Origin of the sequence: Microbacterium sp. Root61 (genome assembly GCF_001427525.1) — a bacterium.
In the GTDB taxonomy this organism is placed as follows: Bacteria; Actinomycetota; Actinomycetes; order Actinomycetales; family Microbacteriaceae; genus Microbacterium.
Window position 1 is genome coordinate 2,163,530 of sequence record NZ_LMGU01000001.1, and the last position, 16,311, is coordinate 2,179,840.

A 16,311-nucleotide genomic window follows, 5' to 3' on the forward strand; every position below is an offset into this window, starting at 1 on the left:
TCCGGCATCCATCCCCGCATCACCCGAGAAGGAGGCGACTCGATGAACACCCGCATCTTGAAGATCACAACCCTGGCCGTGGCGGCCATGATGCTGGGCGGATGCGCCGCCTCCGCCGGGGCCGCTCCGGCCGAGCCCGCCGCGGTCACGGGCGGCACGCCGGCGGCCGAGCTGCGATTGGGCTACTTCGCCAACGTCACCCATGCTCCGGCGCTGATCGGCGTGCAGGAGGGGCTGATCCAGGACGAGCTCGGCGACACGAAGCTGAGCACCCAGGTCTTCAACGCCGGCCCCGCGGCGATCGAGGCGCTGTCGGCCGGGGCCATCGACGCGACCTTCATCGGGCCCAATCCGTCGATCAACTCGTACATCCAGTCCGCCGGGCGGTCGGTGCGCATCGTCGCCGGCGCCGCCACAGGCGGTGCGGCGCTGGTCGTGCGGGACGGCATCGACTCCCCCGCCGACCTCGCCGGCACGACGCTGGCGACGCCGCAGCTGGGCAACACCCAGGACGTCGCGCTGCGCAGCTGGCTGAAGGACGAGGGGTACACGACCGACGTCTCCGGCGGCGGGGATGTGTTCGTCACCCCGACCGAGAACGCGCAGACCCTGACACTTTTCCAGCAGGGCCAGCTCGCCGGGGCCTGGCTCCCCGAGCCCTGGGTGTCGCGCCTCGTGCTCGACGAAGGCGCGCACGTGCTCGTCGACGAAGCCGACCTGTGGGACGACGGCGCCTTTCCCACCACGGTGCTCCTGGTGAACGCAGACTTCCTCGCGGAGCACCCCGAGACGGTCAAGGCGCTCGTGCAGGGCAACCTCGACGCGATCAAGTGGCTCGCCGACAACCCGGACGACGCGGCCGCCGCGATCAACGCCCAGCTGACGGTGGATGCCGGCAAGGGACTGTCCGACGCCGTGCTCGCCCGCGCGCTCGAGCACGTCGCGTTCTCGGTCGACCCGCACGCAGAGACCTTCCAGACGCTCGTCGACCACGGTCTGGAGGCCGGCACGCAGAAGGACGGATCGATCGAGGGTCTGTTCGATCTGCGTCTGCTGAACAGTGTGCTGGCCGCCTCGGGAGCCGACCCGGTCTCCGCAGGCGGACTCGGGGAGGACTGACGTGGCGACGCACTCCGCCCCGACCGCGCGCACCGGCGGCGACGCGCCCGCCGCGGTGCGGAGTGCGCCGCTCACCCCGAGCTTCGACCTGTCTGCTCCCTTCGCGGCGGCGCCCGTCGCTGCGCCCCCGTCGATCCGGGTGGAACGGGTGAGCAAGCGCTTCGGCACCGGCCCGGTGGTGCTCGATGAGGTGACCCTGGACATCGCCGCAGGCGAGTTCGTCTGCCTGCTCGGCGCGTCCGGATGCGGCAAGTCGACGCTGCTCAACCTCATCGCCGGGCTCGATCGCCCGACGTCCGGCGCCGTCGAGACCCCCGCCGAGGGCTCGGCCGTGATGTTCCAGGAGTCCGCGCTGCTGCCCTGGCTGACGGCATCCCGCAACGTGGAACTGGCGCTGCGCCTGCGCGGCGTTCCGCGGAGCGAGCGTCGTGCCCGCGCGCTCGAACTGCTCCGCGTCGTCAATCTGGCGGATGCCGGCGACAAACGTCCGCACGAGCTCTCCGGCGGTATGCGCCAGCGCGTCGCGCTCGCGCGTGCCCTCGCCCAGGACAAGCCGGTGCTTCTGATGGACGAGCCGTTCGCGGCCCTCGACGCCATCACCCGCGACCTGCTGCACGAGGAGCTCGAGCGCGTGTGGCGGGCCACCGGACGGACGATCGTGTTCGTCACGCACAATGTGCGCGAGGCGGTGCGGCTCGGGCAGCGCATCGTGCTGCTGTCCAGCCGCCCCGGACGGGTCGCGGGGCAATGGCAGGTCTCCGCCGCCGCCCGCCGCAGCGACTCGACCGAGGCGACAGTGCTGGCGGCCGAGATCACCGACCGGCTACGCAGGGAGCTCCGTCGAAATGCCGCGTGAGACCGCGCTCCTCGACGGTACGGATGCCGCATCCGTCTCGTCGGAGGAGCTCCACAGCCTCGAATCGGGCCTGGACCGCTTGCAGTCCTCGACCGAGCAGCCGCGCAGCGCCTGGCGCACATTCCGCACGAGCGTCGTGCCGCCGATCGTCTTCCTCGTCCTCCTGATTGCGGCGTGGCAGCTGTACGTCGTCATCGCGCAGCCGCGTCCCGATCTGGCGCCCGGCCCGCTCGACGTGCTGAACGCGCTGGGCACGGCGTGGGAGTCCGGGCGGCTGCAGACGGCCGTGCTCACGAGTCTCGAGCGGGGCGTGGTCGGCTTCCTCATCGCCATCGCCGTCGGCACACCGCTCGGCCTGCTGCTGGCGGAGGTGCCGTGGCTGCGCCGGGCCGTGGGCCCGCTGATTTCGGGCCTGCAGGTGCTGCCCTCGGTGGCCTGGGTGCCGGCCGCGATCCTGTGGTTCGGTCTGACCGATGCCACCGTCTACTTCGTCGTGCTGATGGGCGCGACCCCGTCGATCGTCAACGGCCTCATCTCCGGCGTCGACCAGGTGCCGCCGCAGCTGCGCCGCGTGGGCTCGGTGCTCGGCGCTCGCGGCTGGCGCCAGGCGACCCTCATCGTGCTGCCGGCCGCGTTCCCCGGCTACTTCGCCGGACTCAAGCAGGGCTGGGCGTTCTCGTGGCGCTCGCTCATGGCCGCCGAGATCATCGCCGTGGGCGGCACGATCGGCTTCGGCCTCGGCTCGATGCTGCAGCAGAGCCGCGACCTCGCCGATCTGTCGGGCGTGCTCGCCACGATCATCGTGATCCTGTTCGTCGGCATCCTCATCGAATTGGTCTTCTTCGGACCCCTCGAGCGACGGATGCTGCGCCGCCGAGGTCTGCTGCAGGGGGGCGTCAAATGACTCACGCACATTCAGGCACCGGACACGTGGCGCTCGTCGGCGCCGGTCCCGGTGACCACACGCTCCTCACCCTGCGCGGACTGCGGGCTCTCGAGGCCGCCGACGTCATCGTCGCGGACCGGCTCGGGGCACGCGGCGTGCTCGACGGACTGGCCGCGGAGGGTGTCGTCCTGCGCGCCGAGATCGTCGACGTCGGCAAGCTCCCGGGCCACCACGCGGTGCCGCAGGATGCGATCAACGCCCTGCTCGTGCAGCTCGCCCAGGCGGGCAAGCGCGTCGTGCGCCTCAAGGGCGGCGACCCGTTCATCTTCGGCCGCGGCGGCGAGGAGCTGGAGTTCTGCCGCGCCGCCGGAGTCGACGTCGAGGTGGTGTCGGGCGTCACCAGCGCCATCTCGGTGCCCGCGGTCGCCGGCATCCCCCTCACGCACCGGGGTGTGGCCACCGCGTTCACCGTCGTCACCGGGCACGACCAGATCCGCGAGCTCGGCGGCGGTCGGGACCACACGGTCGTCCTGCTCATGGGAGTCGGGACGCTGGCGCACGCCGCGCTCACCCTCGCACGCGGGGACCGCGGGGCGGACTGCCCGGTCGCGATCGTCGAGGACGGCTTCGGCCCCGGCCAGCGAGTCACCGTCGGCACACTGCAGACGATCGCCGGCCAGGCCGCCCAGCGGGGTGTGCGCTCGCCGGCCGTGATCGTCGTCGGCGACGTCGTGCGCCTCAGCCCGTACGCACCGGCCGAGCTCGCGGCATCCGCCGAACTGCGTGCCGGGATCGCTCCGCACCTCACGCTCTGACCTTCTCCCCCTCGACTTCTCGCTCCGGCGAACACCCGAAAGGCCCCCTCACCGTGCCCACCGCTGAGAATGACACTCCGTCGGATATCACCGCGCCGCTGCTCGAGCTGCGCGTCGCCATCGTCGGTGCAGGCCCCGCCGGGATCTATGCCGGCAATATCCTGGCGAACTCGATCCGCGATCTCGACGACGGCTCGGGCCGTGCGGCGACCGTCGCGATCGACCTGTTCGAGTCGCTCCCGGCGCCGTACGGGCTCATCCGTTACGGCGTCGCACCCGACCACCCGCGCATCAAGGGCATCGTGACCTCGCTGCACGAGATGCTGGATGCCGGCACCATCCGCTTCATCGGCAACGTCGAGGTCGGTCGCGACATCTCGCTCGACGAGCTGCAGGAGCGCTACGACGCCGTGATCCTCTCGACGGGCGCGATCCGCGATGCCGCCCTCGAGATCCCGGGCATCGACCTGCCCGGTTCGTACGGCGCCGCCGACTTCGTCTCCTGGTTCGACGGGCACCCTGACGTTCCGCGCGAGTGGCCCCTCGACGCCGCGGAGGTGGCGGTCATCGGCAACGGCAACGTCGCCCTCGATGTCGCCCGCATCCTCGCGAAGCACGCCGTGGATCTGCGCTCGACGGAGGTGCCCGACAACGTGCTCGCCGGGCTGGAGGCCTCCGCTGTCACCGACGTCCACGTCTTCGGACGCCGGGGACCGCTCGATGTGAAGTTCACCCCCATCGAGCTGCGCGAACTGGGCGAGGTGCCGGATGTCGACATCGTGCTGACCGACGAGGACTTCGCCGACCTCGAGCTCGCCGCCGGATCGAGCAACCAGCTCAAGGTCATCCTGCGCACGTTCGAGGCGTGGCGCACGCGCGGGACGACCGGTGCGAGCCGGCGCCTGCACCTGCACTTCTTCCACTCGCCGGTCGCCGTCCTGGGCGAGGACCGCGTTGAGGCGCTGCGCTTCGAGCGCACCGCCCCGGCGCCCGAGGGCGGCGTCGTCGGTACCGGCGAGGTGCGCGACTTCCCCGTCCAGGCCGTCTACCGCGCCGTCGGGTACCACGGCACCCCTGTCGTGGGCGCCCCCTTCGACGAGCGGCGCGGTGTGATCCCGAACGCCGAGGGACGGGTGACGGTTTCCACGGCCACTCCATCCGCCGCCGACGCGACGGACGGAGCTTCTGGCCGCGTGGGCCCGGCCGCAGGCACCCCGATCGCGAGCCTGTACGCGACCGGCTGGATCAAGCGCGGACCCGTGGGCCTCATCGGTCACACCAAGTCGGACGCGATGGAGACCATCGCCCATCTGGTGGCCGATGCCACCGCCGGTGCCCTGCAGGCGCGCACAGTGGACGGCGACGTCCTCGAGACGCTCGATGCGCGGGACGTCGCGTACACGACGTGGGACGGCTGGCGCGCCCTCGACGCACACGAGCGCGCGCTCGGGGCCGGGCACGTGCACACGCGCGAGCGGGTCAAGGTCGTGCCCCGCGAGGAGCAGGTCGACGTCTCGCGATCGGGAGCCCTGACCCTCTCATGACGTATGTGATCGCGCTTCCGTGCGTGGATGTGAAAGACCGTGCCTGCATCGACGAGTGTCCGGTTGACTGCATCTATGAAGGCGACCGGTCGCTCTACATCCACCCGGACGAATGCGTCGATTGCGGTGCGTGTGAGCCGGTCTGCCCGGTCGAGGCGATCTACTACGAGGACGACCTGCCTGAAGAGTGGTCGGACTACTACAAGGCCAACGTCGAGTTCTTCGACGACGTGGGATCCCCGGGCGGAGCCGCCAAGGTCGGCGTGATCCACAAGGACCACCCGATCATCGCTGAACTGCCTCCGCAGGACGACCATGACTGACACGCCGGTTCCGGATGAGGTCGTCGTCGATGTCCTCATCGTNCGGACTACTACAAGGCCAACGTCGAGTTCTTCGACGACGTGGGATCCCCGGGCGGAGCCGCCAAGGTCGGCGTGATCCACAAGGACCACCCGATCATCGCTGAACTGCCTCCGCAGGCCGACCATGACTGACACGCCGGTTCCGGATGAGGTCGTCGTCGATGTCCTCATCGTCGGAGGCGGCCCCGCAGGGCTGTCGGCCGCGCTCAATCTCGGCCGGGCGCGTGCCCGCGTGCTCGTGGTCGACGCCGATAGACCGCGCAACGCGGCGACCGTCAACTCGCACGGGTTCCTCACCCGCGACGGGATTCCGCCGCACGAACTGCGCCGTCTGGCGCGTGCCGAGCTCGAGGCGTACCCCGACGTGCAGGTGCTGACGCGGTGCCGCGTGACCGGCATCCGCTCCTCGATGCTGCACGGCCAGGGTGCGCGTTTCGCCGCTACCGTCGAAGGGCGGAAGGCGCCGAGGTCGGTCCTCGCCCGGTCCGTGCTGGTGGCGACGGGGCTGCGTGAGACGCTCCCCGACGTGCCCGGGCTGCGCGGCTTCTACGGGATGTCACTGTTCAGCTGTGCGGCTTGCGACGCCTGGGAGCTGCAGGATCGTCCGCTCGCGCTCATCGGCGAGGCATCCGATCTCGCGGATCGCGCCCGGCTGATCGCGCGCTGGACGGACGCGCTGACCGTCTTCACCCATGGGTCGGACGCCATCGACACGATCGAGGAGGCGGAGCTCGCGGCATCCGGAATCCGCGTCGAGCGCCGCCGCATCGCGGAGCTCGAAGGCGACCGCGGGTTGATCACCGCCGTACGCCTCGAGGGCGGAACACGGGTGCCCGTCGAGGGCGGTTTCGTGCGCCCGGCGTGGGACCCGGCGCTCGAGTTCCTCGCCGGCGTCCCGGTCGACCGCGACGACGACGGGCATCTCGTCATCGACCGCTCGGGCCGTACGAACGTGCCCGGGCTGTATGGGGCGGGGGATGCAGCGGCCCCCGGTCCGCAGCAGCTCATCGTCGCCGCGGGTCAGGGTGCAAGGGCCGCCGCCGTTCTCATCCACGACCTCATCGGCGTCACCACGGCGCACTGACGGTTCGGTCGCGGTGCGTCGGGGAGGCTGTCAGCGGAGGGCGGCCTGCTCGATGCGGTGGTGCCGTTCGCGGATCATCGCGCGATCCTCCGACCCGACGAACACCAGGAACTCTCCGGCCAGCACCCGATCGACGATCTCCGCGGCCAGTTCTCCGGCGTCGCCACCGGACTGAATGCGGGTGCGGGCGAACTCGGTCGTGGCATCGACGCCGAAACGCAGGGGCGACCCCGGATCTGCGATCCGCGTCCGCACCGCGCCGGGCGCGACGACGGACACACGAACGCCGGTGCCCTCGACCTCCTGCTCCAGCGCCTCCGAGAGCGCGAACACGGCCGCCTTCGACGCGGAGTACAGTCCCTGGCGCCAGCCGGGCACGGATCGCACATGGAACCCGCCGAGGCTGGCCACGTTCACGACCGTCCCCCGCCCGGCGGCGATCATGGCCGGCACGAACGCGCGGATGCCGTTCAGCACCCCGTGCACGTTGACGTCGAACACCCAGTCCGATGCGGCAGGGGGCGTCTCCCACAGCGGCACGGAGTTGAAGACGACGCCGGCGTTGTTGAAGAGGAGGTCGACCGGGGAGGCCGCGATTCGCGCCGCCACGCCGAGCAGGTCGTCGGGAGCCGATACGTCGGCTCGTTCGACGACCAGACGCTCGCTGGCGTCCCGGTCGAGGCGTGAGGCCAGTTCGGCGAGCCCGTGGTCGTCCAGGTCCACGGCCACGCAGCGGTAGCCGCGACTGAGAAGGTCGACGACCAGCGCCGCGCCGATTCCGGATGCCGCGCCGGTGACGACGGCGAGCGGAGGGGTGTTGCGATCTGAGGCGGTCATCCGTTCAGACTCCGAGACGCAGAGCGCTCATGCCGCCATCGACGACGAAGCTCTCGCCGGTGACCGACGTGAACGCGGGGTCCAGGAGCAGGGCGACAGTGGCTGCGACATCCTCCGGTGTGACCAGGCGACCGGTCGGCTGACGACTCGCGAAGGCCTCGTGCGCCGCGACCGGATCGGGTTCGGCGTCGATCAGCCGGCGGACCCAGCTGGTCTCGGTCGTGCCGGGCAGGACGCAGTTGACGAGGATGCCGGCGGCGACGTGGTCGGCGGCCATCGCGCGGGTGAGCGCCTGGATCGCGCCCTTGGAGGCGCTGTACACGGCGCGGCCCTGGACGCCGGTGACCGCCGACACGGAGGACATGTTGACGATCCGCGGTGCCACGGAGGATGCCATGTGCGGGATCACCGCGCGGGACATGCGGGCGGTGCCGATGACGTTGGTGTCGAGCACCGTCAGCCAGTCGTCATCCGTCGCGTCCATCACCGAACCGCGTGTGCCGACGCCCGCGTTGTTGACGAGTCCGTCGATGCCGCCCCACTCGGAGGCTACGGCGGAGACGGCCGCCTCCACGGCGGCGGAGTCACGGATGTCGACGGCATAGGTGCGGGCGTCGACGTGCGCCTCGCCCGGGTCACGGTCGAAGACCGCGACCCGGGTTCCGGCGTCCAGCAGACGAGCAACGACCGCCGCGCCGATGCCGGCGGCGCCACCCGTGACGATCACGCGACGGGTCGTGCTCATCGGTCGAAGGTGCTGTTCGACGTGAGCAGCGGCTTCCCGGTGCGGTCCTTGACCGTCGACACGACGAGCAGGGAGATGACCGCCCAGATGATCAGGTACACCGCGATCGGGATGGTCGAACCGGTCGAGGTCTGCAGCCACACGGCGATCGTCGGCGCGAACCCACCGCCGATGATCGAGCCGATCGCGTAGCCCAGCGAGGCGCCGGAGTAGCGGACGTTGGCCGGGAACATCTCCACGAACATCGCCGACTGCAGACCGTACGGGATGCCGAGGCCGACCGCGAGTCCGAGCAGACCGAGGGCGAACATCCAGATGTTGCCGGTGTCCACCAGCAGGAACAGCGGGATCAGCCACACGATCAGCGCGATCATGCCGACCTGGAAGACGCGCACCCGGCCGAAGCGGTCCGACAGTGTGCCGGACCAGAGGATGAACGCCATCCATGCGATGTTGACCACCGAGATGACCACGAGGATCTGGGTCGCGTTCATACCGAGCTGGGTCGTTCCGTAGTTGAGGAAGTACCCGCCCATGACCATGTAGGCCGCGGCGTTGATGCCCGCGTAGGCCCACGTGGCCTGCAGGACCTGCCGCCAGTTGGAGCGGAACACCTCGACCATCGGCATGCGGCTCTTGGCGCGGCTCGCCTCGATGTCGGCGAACGCCGGCGACTCGGAGATGGTCTTGCGGATGATGATGCCGACGACGATGAGCACGGCGCTGAACAGGAATGGCAGACGCCAGCCCCAGGCGAGGAACGCCTCGGGGCCGGTGATGGCCGTGACGGTCGCGGTGACGCCCGTCGCCAGCAGCAGACCGGCCGCCGCGCCGAGCTGCGGGAACGCGCCGAAGAACCCCCGCCGCTTCGCCGGAGCGTGCTCGACGGCCATGAGCGCGGCGCCGCCCCACTCGCCACCGGTAGAGAGTCCCTGCAGGATCCGCAGCAGCACGAGCATCAGCGGCGCGGCGATGCCGATGGCCGCGTACGTCGGGAGCACACCGATCAACGTGGTCGACAGCCCCATGACCAGCAGTGTGAGCACCAGCATCGCCTTGCGCCCGATGCGGTCCCCCATGTGGCCCGCGATGATCGCGCCCAGCGGGCGGAACAGGAACGAGACACCGATGGACATGAATGCCACGATCTGCGGGACCGGGCCTTCGCTGCCGGCCGGCGCGAAGAACAGCGGAGCGAACACCAGCGCTGCGGCGTTCGCGTAGATGAAGAAGTCGTACCACTCGATGGTGGTGCCGATCATGGTTCCGGCCAGCACGCGTCGCTGTTCGCGGCGCACGTGCGGGTCGGTTGCGGCCCGTGACTCTGCGGTCACTGTCATGGCGGTCCAATCGTCGTCGGTTGGGGTATCCGGCGTGAGGAATCGCGCCGCGTCGACCAGTGTCGGCCAGGCGTCCACGGCTCGGTAAGGAGCGTTCTCAGATATCGATAATATGGCGCTATGTCCCGCCCCGACGCCGACGCCGCCCCCTCCTCGGGGGACGAACACGGTCGACCCGATGCACCGCTGGGTCGCGTGCTGCGGATCTTGGAGAGCTTCGATCAGACCCACCCGGCGTTGACCGTCCCGGAGCTCGCGGCACGCACCGGTCTGCCCTCGTCGTCGGTGTATCGGATCGTCCGGGAGCTCATCGCCTACGGCCTCCTCGAACGCGCCGGCGACGGGATGCTGCGCACCACGCTGCGACTGTGGGAGCTCGGCACCCGCAGCGCCCCGCGCCTCCGGCTGCGCTCGATCGCCCTGCCGTTCATGGAGGATCTGCGGCGTATCGTCCAGCAGCACACACAGCTGTCCGTGCTCGACGGAACCGACACCGTGTACTTGGAGCGGTTGCAGGCGTCATCCGGCGTGCGCAACATCATGAGCCCCGCGCAGCGCGTGCCGGCACGGGTGACCTCGTCCGGCCTCCTCCTCGCCGCCTACCTTCCGCCGTACCGGCAGACCGAGATCCTCGGCGCCGACGTGGGCGAGCATTGGCTCGTCGCCGAACCGCCGCCGGGCGCGCGCGTCCACGAAGCCACGATCGAGGAGCTGCGGCGGCTGACCGCGCGGTTCCGACGCGACAACTTCGCGTCGCTGCCGGGATGGATCACGCCCGACACCGCCGGCATCTCGGTGCCGGTGCGCGATCGCACGGGCGAGGTCGTCGCCGCTCTGTCACTCATCCTCGACAACGACCCCGCACTGATCGACTCCTGCCTCCCGGCGCTGCGAGCGACGGGAGCGAGCATCTCGCGCTTCCTCGGCTGGGATCCGCCCGCCCGGGGGTGACTCAGCTCGTCTCGGAGCGGTGCAGCAGCCGGTAGTCCTCGAGCATCGGCGCACGGGTCAGATCCCAGTAGTCGACGAGGTCGAACGGCCAATTCTGAGACACGCGGTCGAACGCGTTCTTGTACCAGGTGCGCTCGCCCGGGATACCCCACGCACGCAGACGGTTCGCCTCATCGACGCGTGCGCAGAAGGCGTCCAGTGCCTCCGCGGTGGGTTCGAGTGCGTCCGCCTGACCCCCGGAGATCACCTCGAGGCAGGCCAGCGTGTACTCGACGGCCGACTCGGTCATGAAGATGATGCTGCCGTTCGCGGCCAGCCCCGAGTTGGGGCCGAGGATCACGAAGAGGTTCGGGAACTGCGGCACGGTCACGGTCGCGTACGCACGCGCGTCGCCACCCCAATAGTCCTCGAGCGTCTCACCGCCGCGTCCGTGGACGGAGATCGGATGCAGGAACTCGTCGGCCCGGAACCCGGTCGCGAACACGACGGCGTCGACGTCGTGGTGCTCGCCATCGGCCGTGACGAGACCGGCCTCATCGGCGGCGGCGATCCCGCTGGTCTCCAGGTGCACGTCGGGACGCTGGAGCATTCGCGCCCAATCGCCGTTGTCCCGCAGCATCCGCTTGACTCCCGCCGGATAGTCCGGGATGGCGTGCGGCAGCAGGTCCGGGCGGTCCCGATACTGCTCGACCTGGAAGGACTCCAGCTCCTCCCGGAGGCGCTTGTTGGCCGCCGACACCGAGCCGGGCTCGTCCCACGTCGGGTCCACCACCACCAGCGGCAGGCGTGCCTCGACCGACACCCAGAATTGCCAGAACCGATACCAGCGCGCGTAGTTGGGAAGGTGGCTGAACAGCCACTGCAGGTCGTCGGAAATCGGCGCGTGATAGTGCGGGGTGGGCAGCATCCACGGCGCGCTGCGCTGGAAGACCGTGAGGTGGGCGGCGCCCTCGGCAACGGCGGGGGCGATCTGGAAGGCGCTCGCCCCCGTGCCCACGACGGCGATGCGCTTGCCGGCGGGGTCGAAGTCGGCGGGCCACTGCGCGGAGTGGAACCGGTCCCCCGCGAAGTCGCCCATGCCCGGGATCTCAGGGATCCGCGGCTGGTTGAGCTGCCCCACGCAGGAGATCACCGCGTCGGCGACGATCTGCTCGCGGGTGCCGTCGGAGCCGATGAGCGTGACCGTCCACCGGCACGCCCTCTCGTCCCAGCGCGCGTCGACGACCTCGGTGTCGAACCGGATGCGGTCGCGGATCCGCACGTCGCGCGACACGTCGATCAGGTAGTCGCGGATGTGGGGCTGCTCGGAGAAGTGCGACGGCCAGTCCGGCTTCTGCGCGAACGAGAAGCTGTACGCATAGTTGGCGGTGTCCAACCGGCATCCGGGATACGTGTTCTCCCACCACGTGCCGCCCACTTCGTTGTTCTTCTCGAGGATGGTGAAGTCGACGCCGGCTTGCCGCAGGCGGTGCCCGGCGATGATGCCGGACAGACCCGCGCCGATGACGACGGCCGAGACCGCACGACGACCCGGGTCGTCCACGTGCCATCCGGGCGCGCCTGCGTCGCCGGTCAGCGCGATCTCGTGGTGCAGGAGGTCGCGGTAGCGGTGGTCGGAGCGGCCGGTCAGGTATTCGACGATGTCGTCGAGGATGCCGGTGGCCGCCGGATCGATGGGACGACGCCCGTCGCGGATGTCGATCAGCACCGACGTCGCCGACGCGCGCGCGAGCGCGACCTGCTCGGCGGTGAGCCCGCCCTGCGGCGGAATGGTGGCGCTCATCGTCACCTCGGGCGGGCGGCACCGGTCGTCGAGGATGTCCCGGTCGCCGGTGAGCTGCGCGAGCGCGGCCAGCAGCGAGGGGACGTCCGCGCTGTCGACGATGCGGCGCAGGTCGGCGTCACTGACCGCCCACGTCGCCGGATCGATTCCCGTCGCCACCGGACCGAACCCGGTCGTGCTCGACGATGCGAGTGAGGTCACGCGTCGCTCCGGAAGAAGTCGATGAGCAGTTCGGCACACAGGCCCGGCTCGTCGATGTTGGGCTCGTGACTGGCGTCGACGACGACGGCCGTCCCGCGGGCCGACTGCGCGGCGAGCTTCTCGGCCCATCCTGAGTCGAGCAGCGGGTCCCTGCTTCCCTCGATGAAGAGCAGCGGGATATCGAGGTCGGCGAGTGCAGCCGGGAACGGGTCGACGAATCCGGGCCGCTCCGTGGCGGGGTTCTTCAGCCGGGGGGCGTTCATGACCTCCCAGTGCCCGGGCGCGAGGCTGGCCTCGTAGCGACGGCGGACGTGGTCACCAAGGCTGTCGGGGTCGGTGACGATCAGGCCAGTCAGTCGCCGCGCCTCCTCGATGCTCGGCGTGTACTCCGCGCCGGCGCGGACGCCCTCGGGATCCCGGTACAGGCCTCCCGCGCCGCCGATCGACACCGCGCGACGGATCGACCACGGGTTGCTCGGGTCGATCGATGCACGCAGCACGAGGGAGCCGCCGAACGAGGCTCCGGCGGCGAACACGTCGGATGCGCCGACGGTCTCGAGGAAGGCCGCGATGTGGTCGATGCGCCACGGGTACGGGGCACGGTCGAGGTAGATGACCTTGTCTGTTCCGCCCCAGCCGAGCATCTCGGGGGCGAGGACATGGAACTGCGGGGCGAGCCGCTCGGCGACATCTCCCCAGCAGAGGTCGGCCGTGGTGCCGTAGGCACCGTCGTGGATGAGGAGGACCGTCTGTGCGGACGGGTCACCCGCCTCGAGATAACGGGTCTCGAATCCTCCGGCCCGTACCGTCTTGTAGGTGACCATGAGCGCTCCCTTGCGTGTCGTCGATGTGCGATCGCTCACCATCGTTCGGGACGCTGGCCGATCCCCCCAGGGCGGTTCTCACATTTCGATAATGTGACCGCGGCGTGATCGCCGCCACCGTCGCCCGACGGAGCTGTCCAGCGCCGTCCGGCCGGCGGGGCTGAACACCGTCAGAAGGCCCTGGTCGTGTTCTGCGACCGCGCGTACGATATCTGCCACCCCCGATGCGCCGCACACGAAGGCGACGAGAGGCGACACCGATGCGAGGGATCAAGGCCCGGAGGTCCCCCTCCGCGGGGCTCGTCGGCATGGCCGTAGCCGCCCTCATCCTGGTCCTGTCCGCCTCCACATCGGCGGCCGGCTCGGCCTCGGGCACCGGCCCGGGAGCGAATGGATCGGCGGCGACGATCGCCCTGGGGGCACCGACTGAGTCGGCGACGCCGACTCCCACGCCGACCGAAACCGGCGCCGTCGTACCGGACCCGACCGAGTCGGCAACCGTCGAGCCCACTCCTGATGACTCCGCGAGTCCGACCCCCTCGGCGACTCCGACTCCTTCGTCCACGCCTTCTCCGACGTCGACCTCCACACCAACCCCGTTGCCGGCTGTGCCTCCCGCCATCGCCGACACCACGATCGAGCTCCCCACGCTGGCCATCGCCATCGGCGTACTCCTCGCCGGCGGCCTGCTGGTCTGGGTGCTGCTGCGCCGGCGCCCCCGCGCCCCGGCGCACGCCGTTGTGGCTCCCGCACAGCCGGTCCCGACCCCCGTGGTCCTGGAATCGATGGCCGCGCTCGGGACAGCAATGATCGACAGCGGGTATCCGGTCGGTCTCGTCCGCGACGCCCTCGAGGACCTGGCGGCCGCGAGCGGCCGGCCGACGGTTCAGGCGATCATCTTTCCCACGTCGATCCTCGTCTCCTCCGCCGACAGCTCCATGGCGCAGACGCGGGCCGTCGTGGCCGGAGACGCTCCCTATCTGCTGTACCAAGTCGACATGGTCGACCGGATCGTCGGCGTCGCCCGATCCCGGCCGGGCGCGGCGGAATGGGTCCGGAGACAGGTCGGCCGCCTGGCCGCCCTTCCGGCACCGTTCTCCCGGATGCAGCGGATCGGCGCCTACGGTCTCCTCTCTGCGGCACTCAGCGTGCTGATCGGGTCGTCCTGGCTGGGCGTTCTGCTCGCCGGACTTCTGGGACTCGCCGTCGGCACCGCGCTGCTCCTCACCGAGCACCTCGCTTCGAGCTACCAGGCGCTCATCGTGGTCGCCATCTCGCTGAGCGTCTCCCTGATCGTGCTCGTCGTTGCACGCGTGCTCGACCCGGGTGTCCTGCCCGCCCTTGTCGCACCGCTGGTCATCCTCCTGCCCGGTGGCCTGCTGACCATCGCCGTCATCGAGCTCGCGACGGGGCAGATCATGTCGGGAGCTGCTCGCGCAGCCGCGGGTGCCATGCGCCTGCTTCTGCTGGCGACCGGCATCGTCGCGGCATCCGCACTCGTCGGCATTCCGGCGTACACCCCCAGCGCGGCCAATCCGCTCGGCGCGGTCGCACCATGGATCGCTGTGGCGGTGTTCGGAGTCGGCATCACCGTCTACCAGTGCGCCCCGCCGAAGTCGATCGGCTGGGTCCTGGTCGTACTCTATGTCGCGTACGGCGCCCAGGTGCTCGGAGACGTCTTCTTCGACGGGGTGCTGTCGGCACTCGTCGGGGCCGCGGTCATGACGCCTGTCGCTGTCGTCATCGCCCGGCAGCGTAACGGCCCACCGGCGCTCGTCAGCTTCCTGCCCGCCTTCTGGCTCCTGGTGCCCGGAGCGCTCGGCCTCGCCGGTGTCGCCAGCGTCCTCGAGGGCAACATGGGCGGTGCCAGCACGATCATCACCACCGTCGCCACGATGATGGCCATCGCCCTGGGAGTGTTGCTCGGGCTCGCGCTGAGCGGGTCGCTCCGAGGATTCGCGAAGTCCGGGCCAGATGTGCTCGAGGGCTTCGACGAACTGGACGTCAGCGGAACGCGAACGCCCGCGCGGGGTTGAGCACCGTCATCTGGTGGATGTCGGGTTCGGATACACCGCGCTCACGAAGCAGGGGAAGGACGTTGGTGATCACGTTGTCGTATCCGACGCCACCGTAGGCGGCCAGCTGGCCGAGCTCGCAGATGTCGTTCGACAGCATGACGCGGTCTGCGAGACCGCGTCGGCACATCTCCGTGATGTTGTCGATGCGGAATTCCAGCGGCGCGTAGCCCTGAACGAACGCGAGGTTGTCGATGTTCACCCACGCGCCGCGGTCGACGATCGGGAGCATATGCTCGACGCCCTTGCGGTCGCCCAGATGGGAGACGATCACCGCTCCCGGTTCGACGCCCTCCTCCGCGAGGAGATCGAGCTGATCGAGCGCCAGCTCGCCCCAATGCGTCGTGTGTGTGAGGATCGGCACACCTGTCTCCGCGTGGGCACGACCGGCGGCTCGGAAGACGCGTTCGACGGCCGGCGTGATGTGCCCGCGCTCCGTGCCGATCTCGCCGATGAATCCGGGGCGTACTCCTGAGTCGCCGACTCCATCCGTGATCTCGCGAACGAGCATCGCGGCGAGCGCTGCTGTTGAGGTGGTGGCGACCAAGGGCGGATAGACGACTTCGCGGTACCACCCGGCGCCCATCACGATCTGCACTCCGGATGCTCTGCTGAGACGGGCGAGCGCCTCCGGGTCTCGCCCGAGTCCGTTGTTGGTCGGGTCGCAGATCGTGCCGCCTCCCGCCTCGCGGAATCGGATCAGCTCCGCCAGCGCGATCTCCTCGTCATCGAGAATCGCTTCATACAGCTGCCGGAGACCCCACCCGTCGACCAGGATGTGGTCGTGGGTGAGTGTGACTCCGAGCTGTTGGGGCTCGACTTCGCCGAGCACCGTCATGACACGTCCTTGCACCATGGACTCCCTGTCCTTGTCCTTCGATCAACA

The 16,311-nt window shown here is 70.0% G+C and carries 15 protein-coding genes and 1 pseudogene; 10 read left to right on the plus strand and 6 right to left on the minus strand.

The annotated features are described in order from the left end of the window. Positions 1 to 42 precede the first annotated feature (42 nt). The 8 genes and pseudogenes from ASD65_RS10480 (at position 43) to ASD65_RS10510 (ending at position 6,669) form a co-directional block, all read left to right on the plus strand. A complete protein-coding gene (locus tag ASD65_RS10480) occupies positions 43 to 1,119 on the plus strand; it encodes an ABC transporter substrate-binding protein (protein WP_056222170.1) in 1,077 nt (358 codons plus the stop codon). Between the two features lie 139 nt (positions 1,120 to 1,258). After that, complete coding sequence (locus tag ASD65_RS10485) at positions 1,259 to 1,975, plus strand: ABC transporter ATP-binding protein (RefSeq protein ID WP_442922452.1); 717 nt, start codon at positions 1,259 to 1,261, stop codon at positions 1,973 to 1,975. Further along, positions 1,965 to 2,879, plus strand: a complete 915-nt coding sequence (locus ASD65_RS10490) for an ABC transporter permease (protein ID WP_056222172.1) — start codon at positions 1,965 to 1,967, stop codon at positions 2,877 to 2,879. The genes ASD65_RS10485 and ASD65_RS10490 overlap by 11 nt, the downstream gene beginning before the upstream one ends. Next, positions 2,876 to 3,676: a uroporphyrinogen-III C-methyltransferase gene (cobA, locus tag ASD65_RS10495; protein WP_056222175.1), complete on the plus strand. Its 801-nt coding sequence runs from the start codon at positions 2,876 to 2,878 to the stop codon at positions 3,674 to 3,676. Before ASD65_RS10490 ends, cobA begins: the two co-directional genes overlap by 4 nt. 98 nt (positions 3,677 to 3,774) lie before the next feature. After that, entirely contained in the window at positions 3,775 to 5,220 is a 1,446-nt protein-coding gene (locus ASD65_RS10500; protein WP_056224733.1) for an FAD-dependent oxidoreductase, read from the plus strand. Next, on the plus strand, positions 5,217 to 5,543 hold the full coding sequence (fdxA, locus tag ASD65_RS10505; RefSeq protein ID WP_056222179.1) for a ferredoxin: 327 nt from the start codon (positions 5,217 to 5,219) through the stop codon (positions 5,541 to 5,543). The genes ASD65_RS10500 and fdxA overlap by 4 nt, the downstream gene beginning before the upstream one ends. Positions 5,544 to 5,586: 43 nt before the next feature. After that, positions 5,587 to 5,717, plus strand: a pseudogene (locus ASD65_RS18775) (ferredoxin); the annotation flags it as partial. Further along, on the plus strand, positions 5,710 to 6,669 hold the full coding sequence (locus tag ASD65_RS10510) for an NAD(P)/FAD-dependent oxidoreductase (protein ID WP_056222182.1): 960 nt from the start codon (positions 5,710 to 5,712) through the stop codon (positions 6,667 to 6,669). The pseudogene ASD65_RS18775 and the gene ASD65_RS10510, both read left to right, overlap by 8 nt. A 30-nt stretch (positions 6,670 to 6,699) precedes the next feature. Here the strand turns inward: ASD65_RS10510 and ASD65_RS10515 are convergent, their stop codons facing one another. From ASD65_RS10515 to ASD65_RS10525, 3 genes are read right to left on the minus strand one after another with little or no spacing between them, the layout of a single operon-like run. Then, a complete protein-coding gene (locus ASD65_RS10515) occupies positions 6,700 to 7,506 on the minus strand; it encodes an SDR family NAD(P)-dependent oxidoreductase (RefSeq protein ID WP_056222185.1) in 807 nt (268 codons plus the stop codon). A 4-nt stretch (positions 7,507 to 7,510) separates the two neighbouring features. Next, entirely contained in the window at positions 7,511 to 8,251 is a 741-nt protein-coding gene (locus ASD65_RS10520; protein ID WP_056222188.1) for an SDR family NAD(P)-dependent oxidoreductase, read from the minus strand. Then, a complete protein-coding gene (locus ASD65_RS10525) occupies positions 8,248 to 9,591 on the minus strand; it encodes an MFS transporter (RefSeq protein ID WP_056224736.1) in 1,344 nt (447 codons plus the stop codon). Before ASD65_RS10525 ends, ASD65_RS10520 begins: the two co-directional genes overlap by 4 nt. A gap of 120 nt (positions 9,592 to 9,711) precedes the next feature. Here ASD65_RS10525 and ASD65_RS10530 point away from each other — a divergent pair, with 120 nt between their 5' ends. Continuing rightward, on the plus strand, positions 9,712 to 10,542 hold the full coding sequence (locus ASD65_RS10530; RefSeq protein WP_056222190.1) for an IclR family transcriptional regulator: 831 nt from the start codon (positions 9,712 to 9,714) through the stop codon (positions 10,540 to 10,542). 1 nt (position 10,543) lies between these two features. On the opposite strand, the gene ASD65_RS10535 is transcribed toward ASD65_RS10530, so the two are convergent. Together ASD65_RS10535 and ASD65_RS10540 are read right to left on the minus strand one after the other, a co-directional pair. Then, positions 10,544 to 12,526, minus strand: coding sequence for a flavin-containing monooxygenase (locus ASD65_RS10535; RefSeq protein WP_200948651.1), 1,983 nt, complete (start codon positions 12,524 to 12,526; stop codon positions 10,544 to 10,546). Continuing rightward, complete coding sequence (locus ASD65_RS10540) at positions 12,523 to 13,350, minus strand: alpha/beta fold hydrolase (RefSeq protein WP_162248491.1); 828 nt, start codon at positions 13,348 to 13,350, stop codon at positions 12,523 to 12,525. The genes ASD65_RS10535 and ASD65_RS10540 overlap by 4 nt, the downstream gene beginning before the upstream one ends. A gap of 308 nt (positions 13,351 to 13,658) precedes the next feature. Between ASD65_RS10540 and ASD65_RS10545 the strand changes: the two genes are divergently transcribed. Next, positions 13,659 to 15,386 carry a threonine/serine ThrE exporter family protein gene (locus ASD65_RS10545; protein ID WP_056222196.1) on the plus strand — a complete coding sequence of 576 codons (1,728 nt, stop codon included), beginning with the start codon at positions 13,659 to 13,661 and terminating at the stop codon, positions 15,384 to 15,386. On the opposite strand, the gene ASD65_RS10550 is transcribed toward ASD65_RS10545, so the two are convergent. Then, the gene (locus ASD65_RS10550; protein ID WP_056222198.1) at positions 15,355 to 16,281 is read right to left on the minus strand and encodes a phosphotriesterase family protein; all 927 of its coding nucleotides are present in this window, start codon (positions 16,279 to 16,281) and stop codon (positions 15,355 to 15,357) included. The genes ASD65_RS10545 and ASD65_RS10550 overlap by 32 nt on opposite strands. Between the last annotated feature and the right edge of the window lie 30 nt (positions 16,282 to 16,311).

Excerpts from the sequence above, each read along its gene's own strand:
- ASD65_RS10480 (WP_056222170.1), top strand. The coding sequence starts at position 43 with ATGAACACCCGCATCTTGAAGATCACAACCCTGGCCGTGGCGGCCATG.
- ASD65_RS10490 (WP_056222172.1), top strand. The coding sequence starts at position 1,965 with ATGCCGCGTGAGACCGCGCTCCTCGACGGTACGGATGCCGCATCCGTC.
- cobA (WP_056222175.1), top strand. The coding sequence starts at position 2,876 with ATGACTCACGCACATTCAGGCACCGGACACGTGGCGCTCGTCGGCGCC.
- fdxA (WP_056222179.1), top strand. The coding sequence starts at position 5,217 with ATGACGTATGTGATCGCGCTTCCGTGCGTGGATGTGAAAGACCGTGCC.
- ASD65_RS10510 (WP_056222182.1), top strand. The coding sequence starts at position 5,710 with ATGACTGACACGCCGGTTCCGGATGAGGTCGTCGTCGATGTCCTCATC.
- ASD65_RS10515 (WP_056222185.1), bottom strand. The coding sequence starts at position 7,506 with ATGACCGCCTCAGATCGCAACACCCCTCCGCTCGCCGTCGTCACCGGC.
- ASD65_RS10520 (WP_056222188.1), bottom strand. The coding sequence starts at position 8,251 with ATGAGCACGACCCGTCGCGTGATCGTCACGGGTGGCGCCGCCGGCATC.
- ASD65_RS10525 (WP_056224736.1), bottom strand. The coding sequence starts at position 9,591 with ATGACAGTGACCGCAGAGTCACGGGCCGCAACCGACCCGCACGTGCGC.
- ASD65_RS10530 (WP_056222190.1), top strand. The coding sequence starts at position 9,712 with ATGTCCCGCCCCGACGCCGACGCCGCCCCCTCCTCGGGGGACGAACAC.
- ASD65_RS10540 (WP_162248491.1), bottom strand. The coding sequence starts at position 13,350 with ATGGTCACCTACAAGACGGTACGGGCCGGAGGATTCGAGACCCGTTAT.
- ASD65_RS10545 (WP_056222196.1), top strand. The coding sequence starts at position 13,659 with ATGGCCGTAGCCGCCCTCATCCTGGTCCTGTCCGCCTCCACATCGGCG.
- ASD65_RS10550 (WP_056222198.1), bottom strand. The coding sequence starts at position 16,281 with ATGGTGCAAGGACGTGTCATGACGGTGCTCGGCGAAGTCGAGCCCCAA.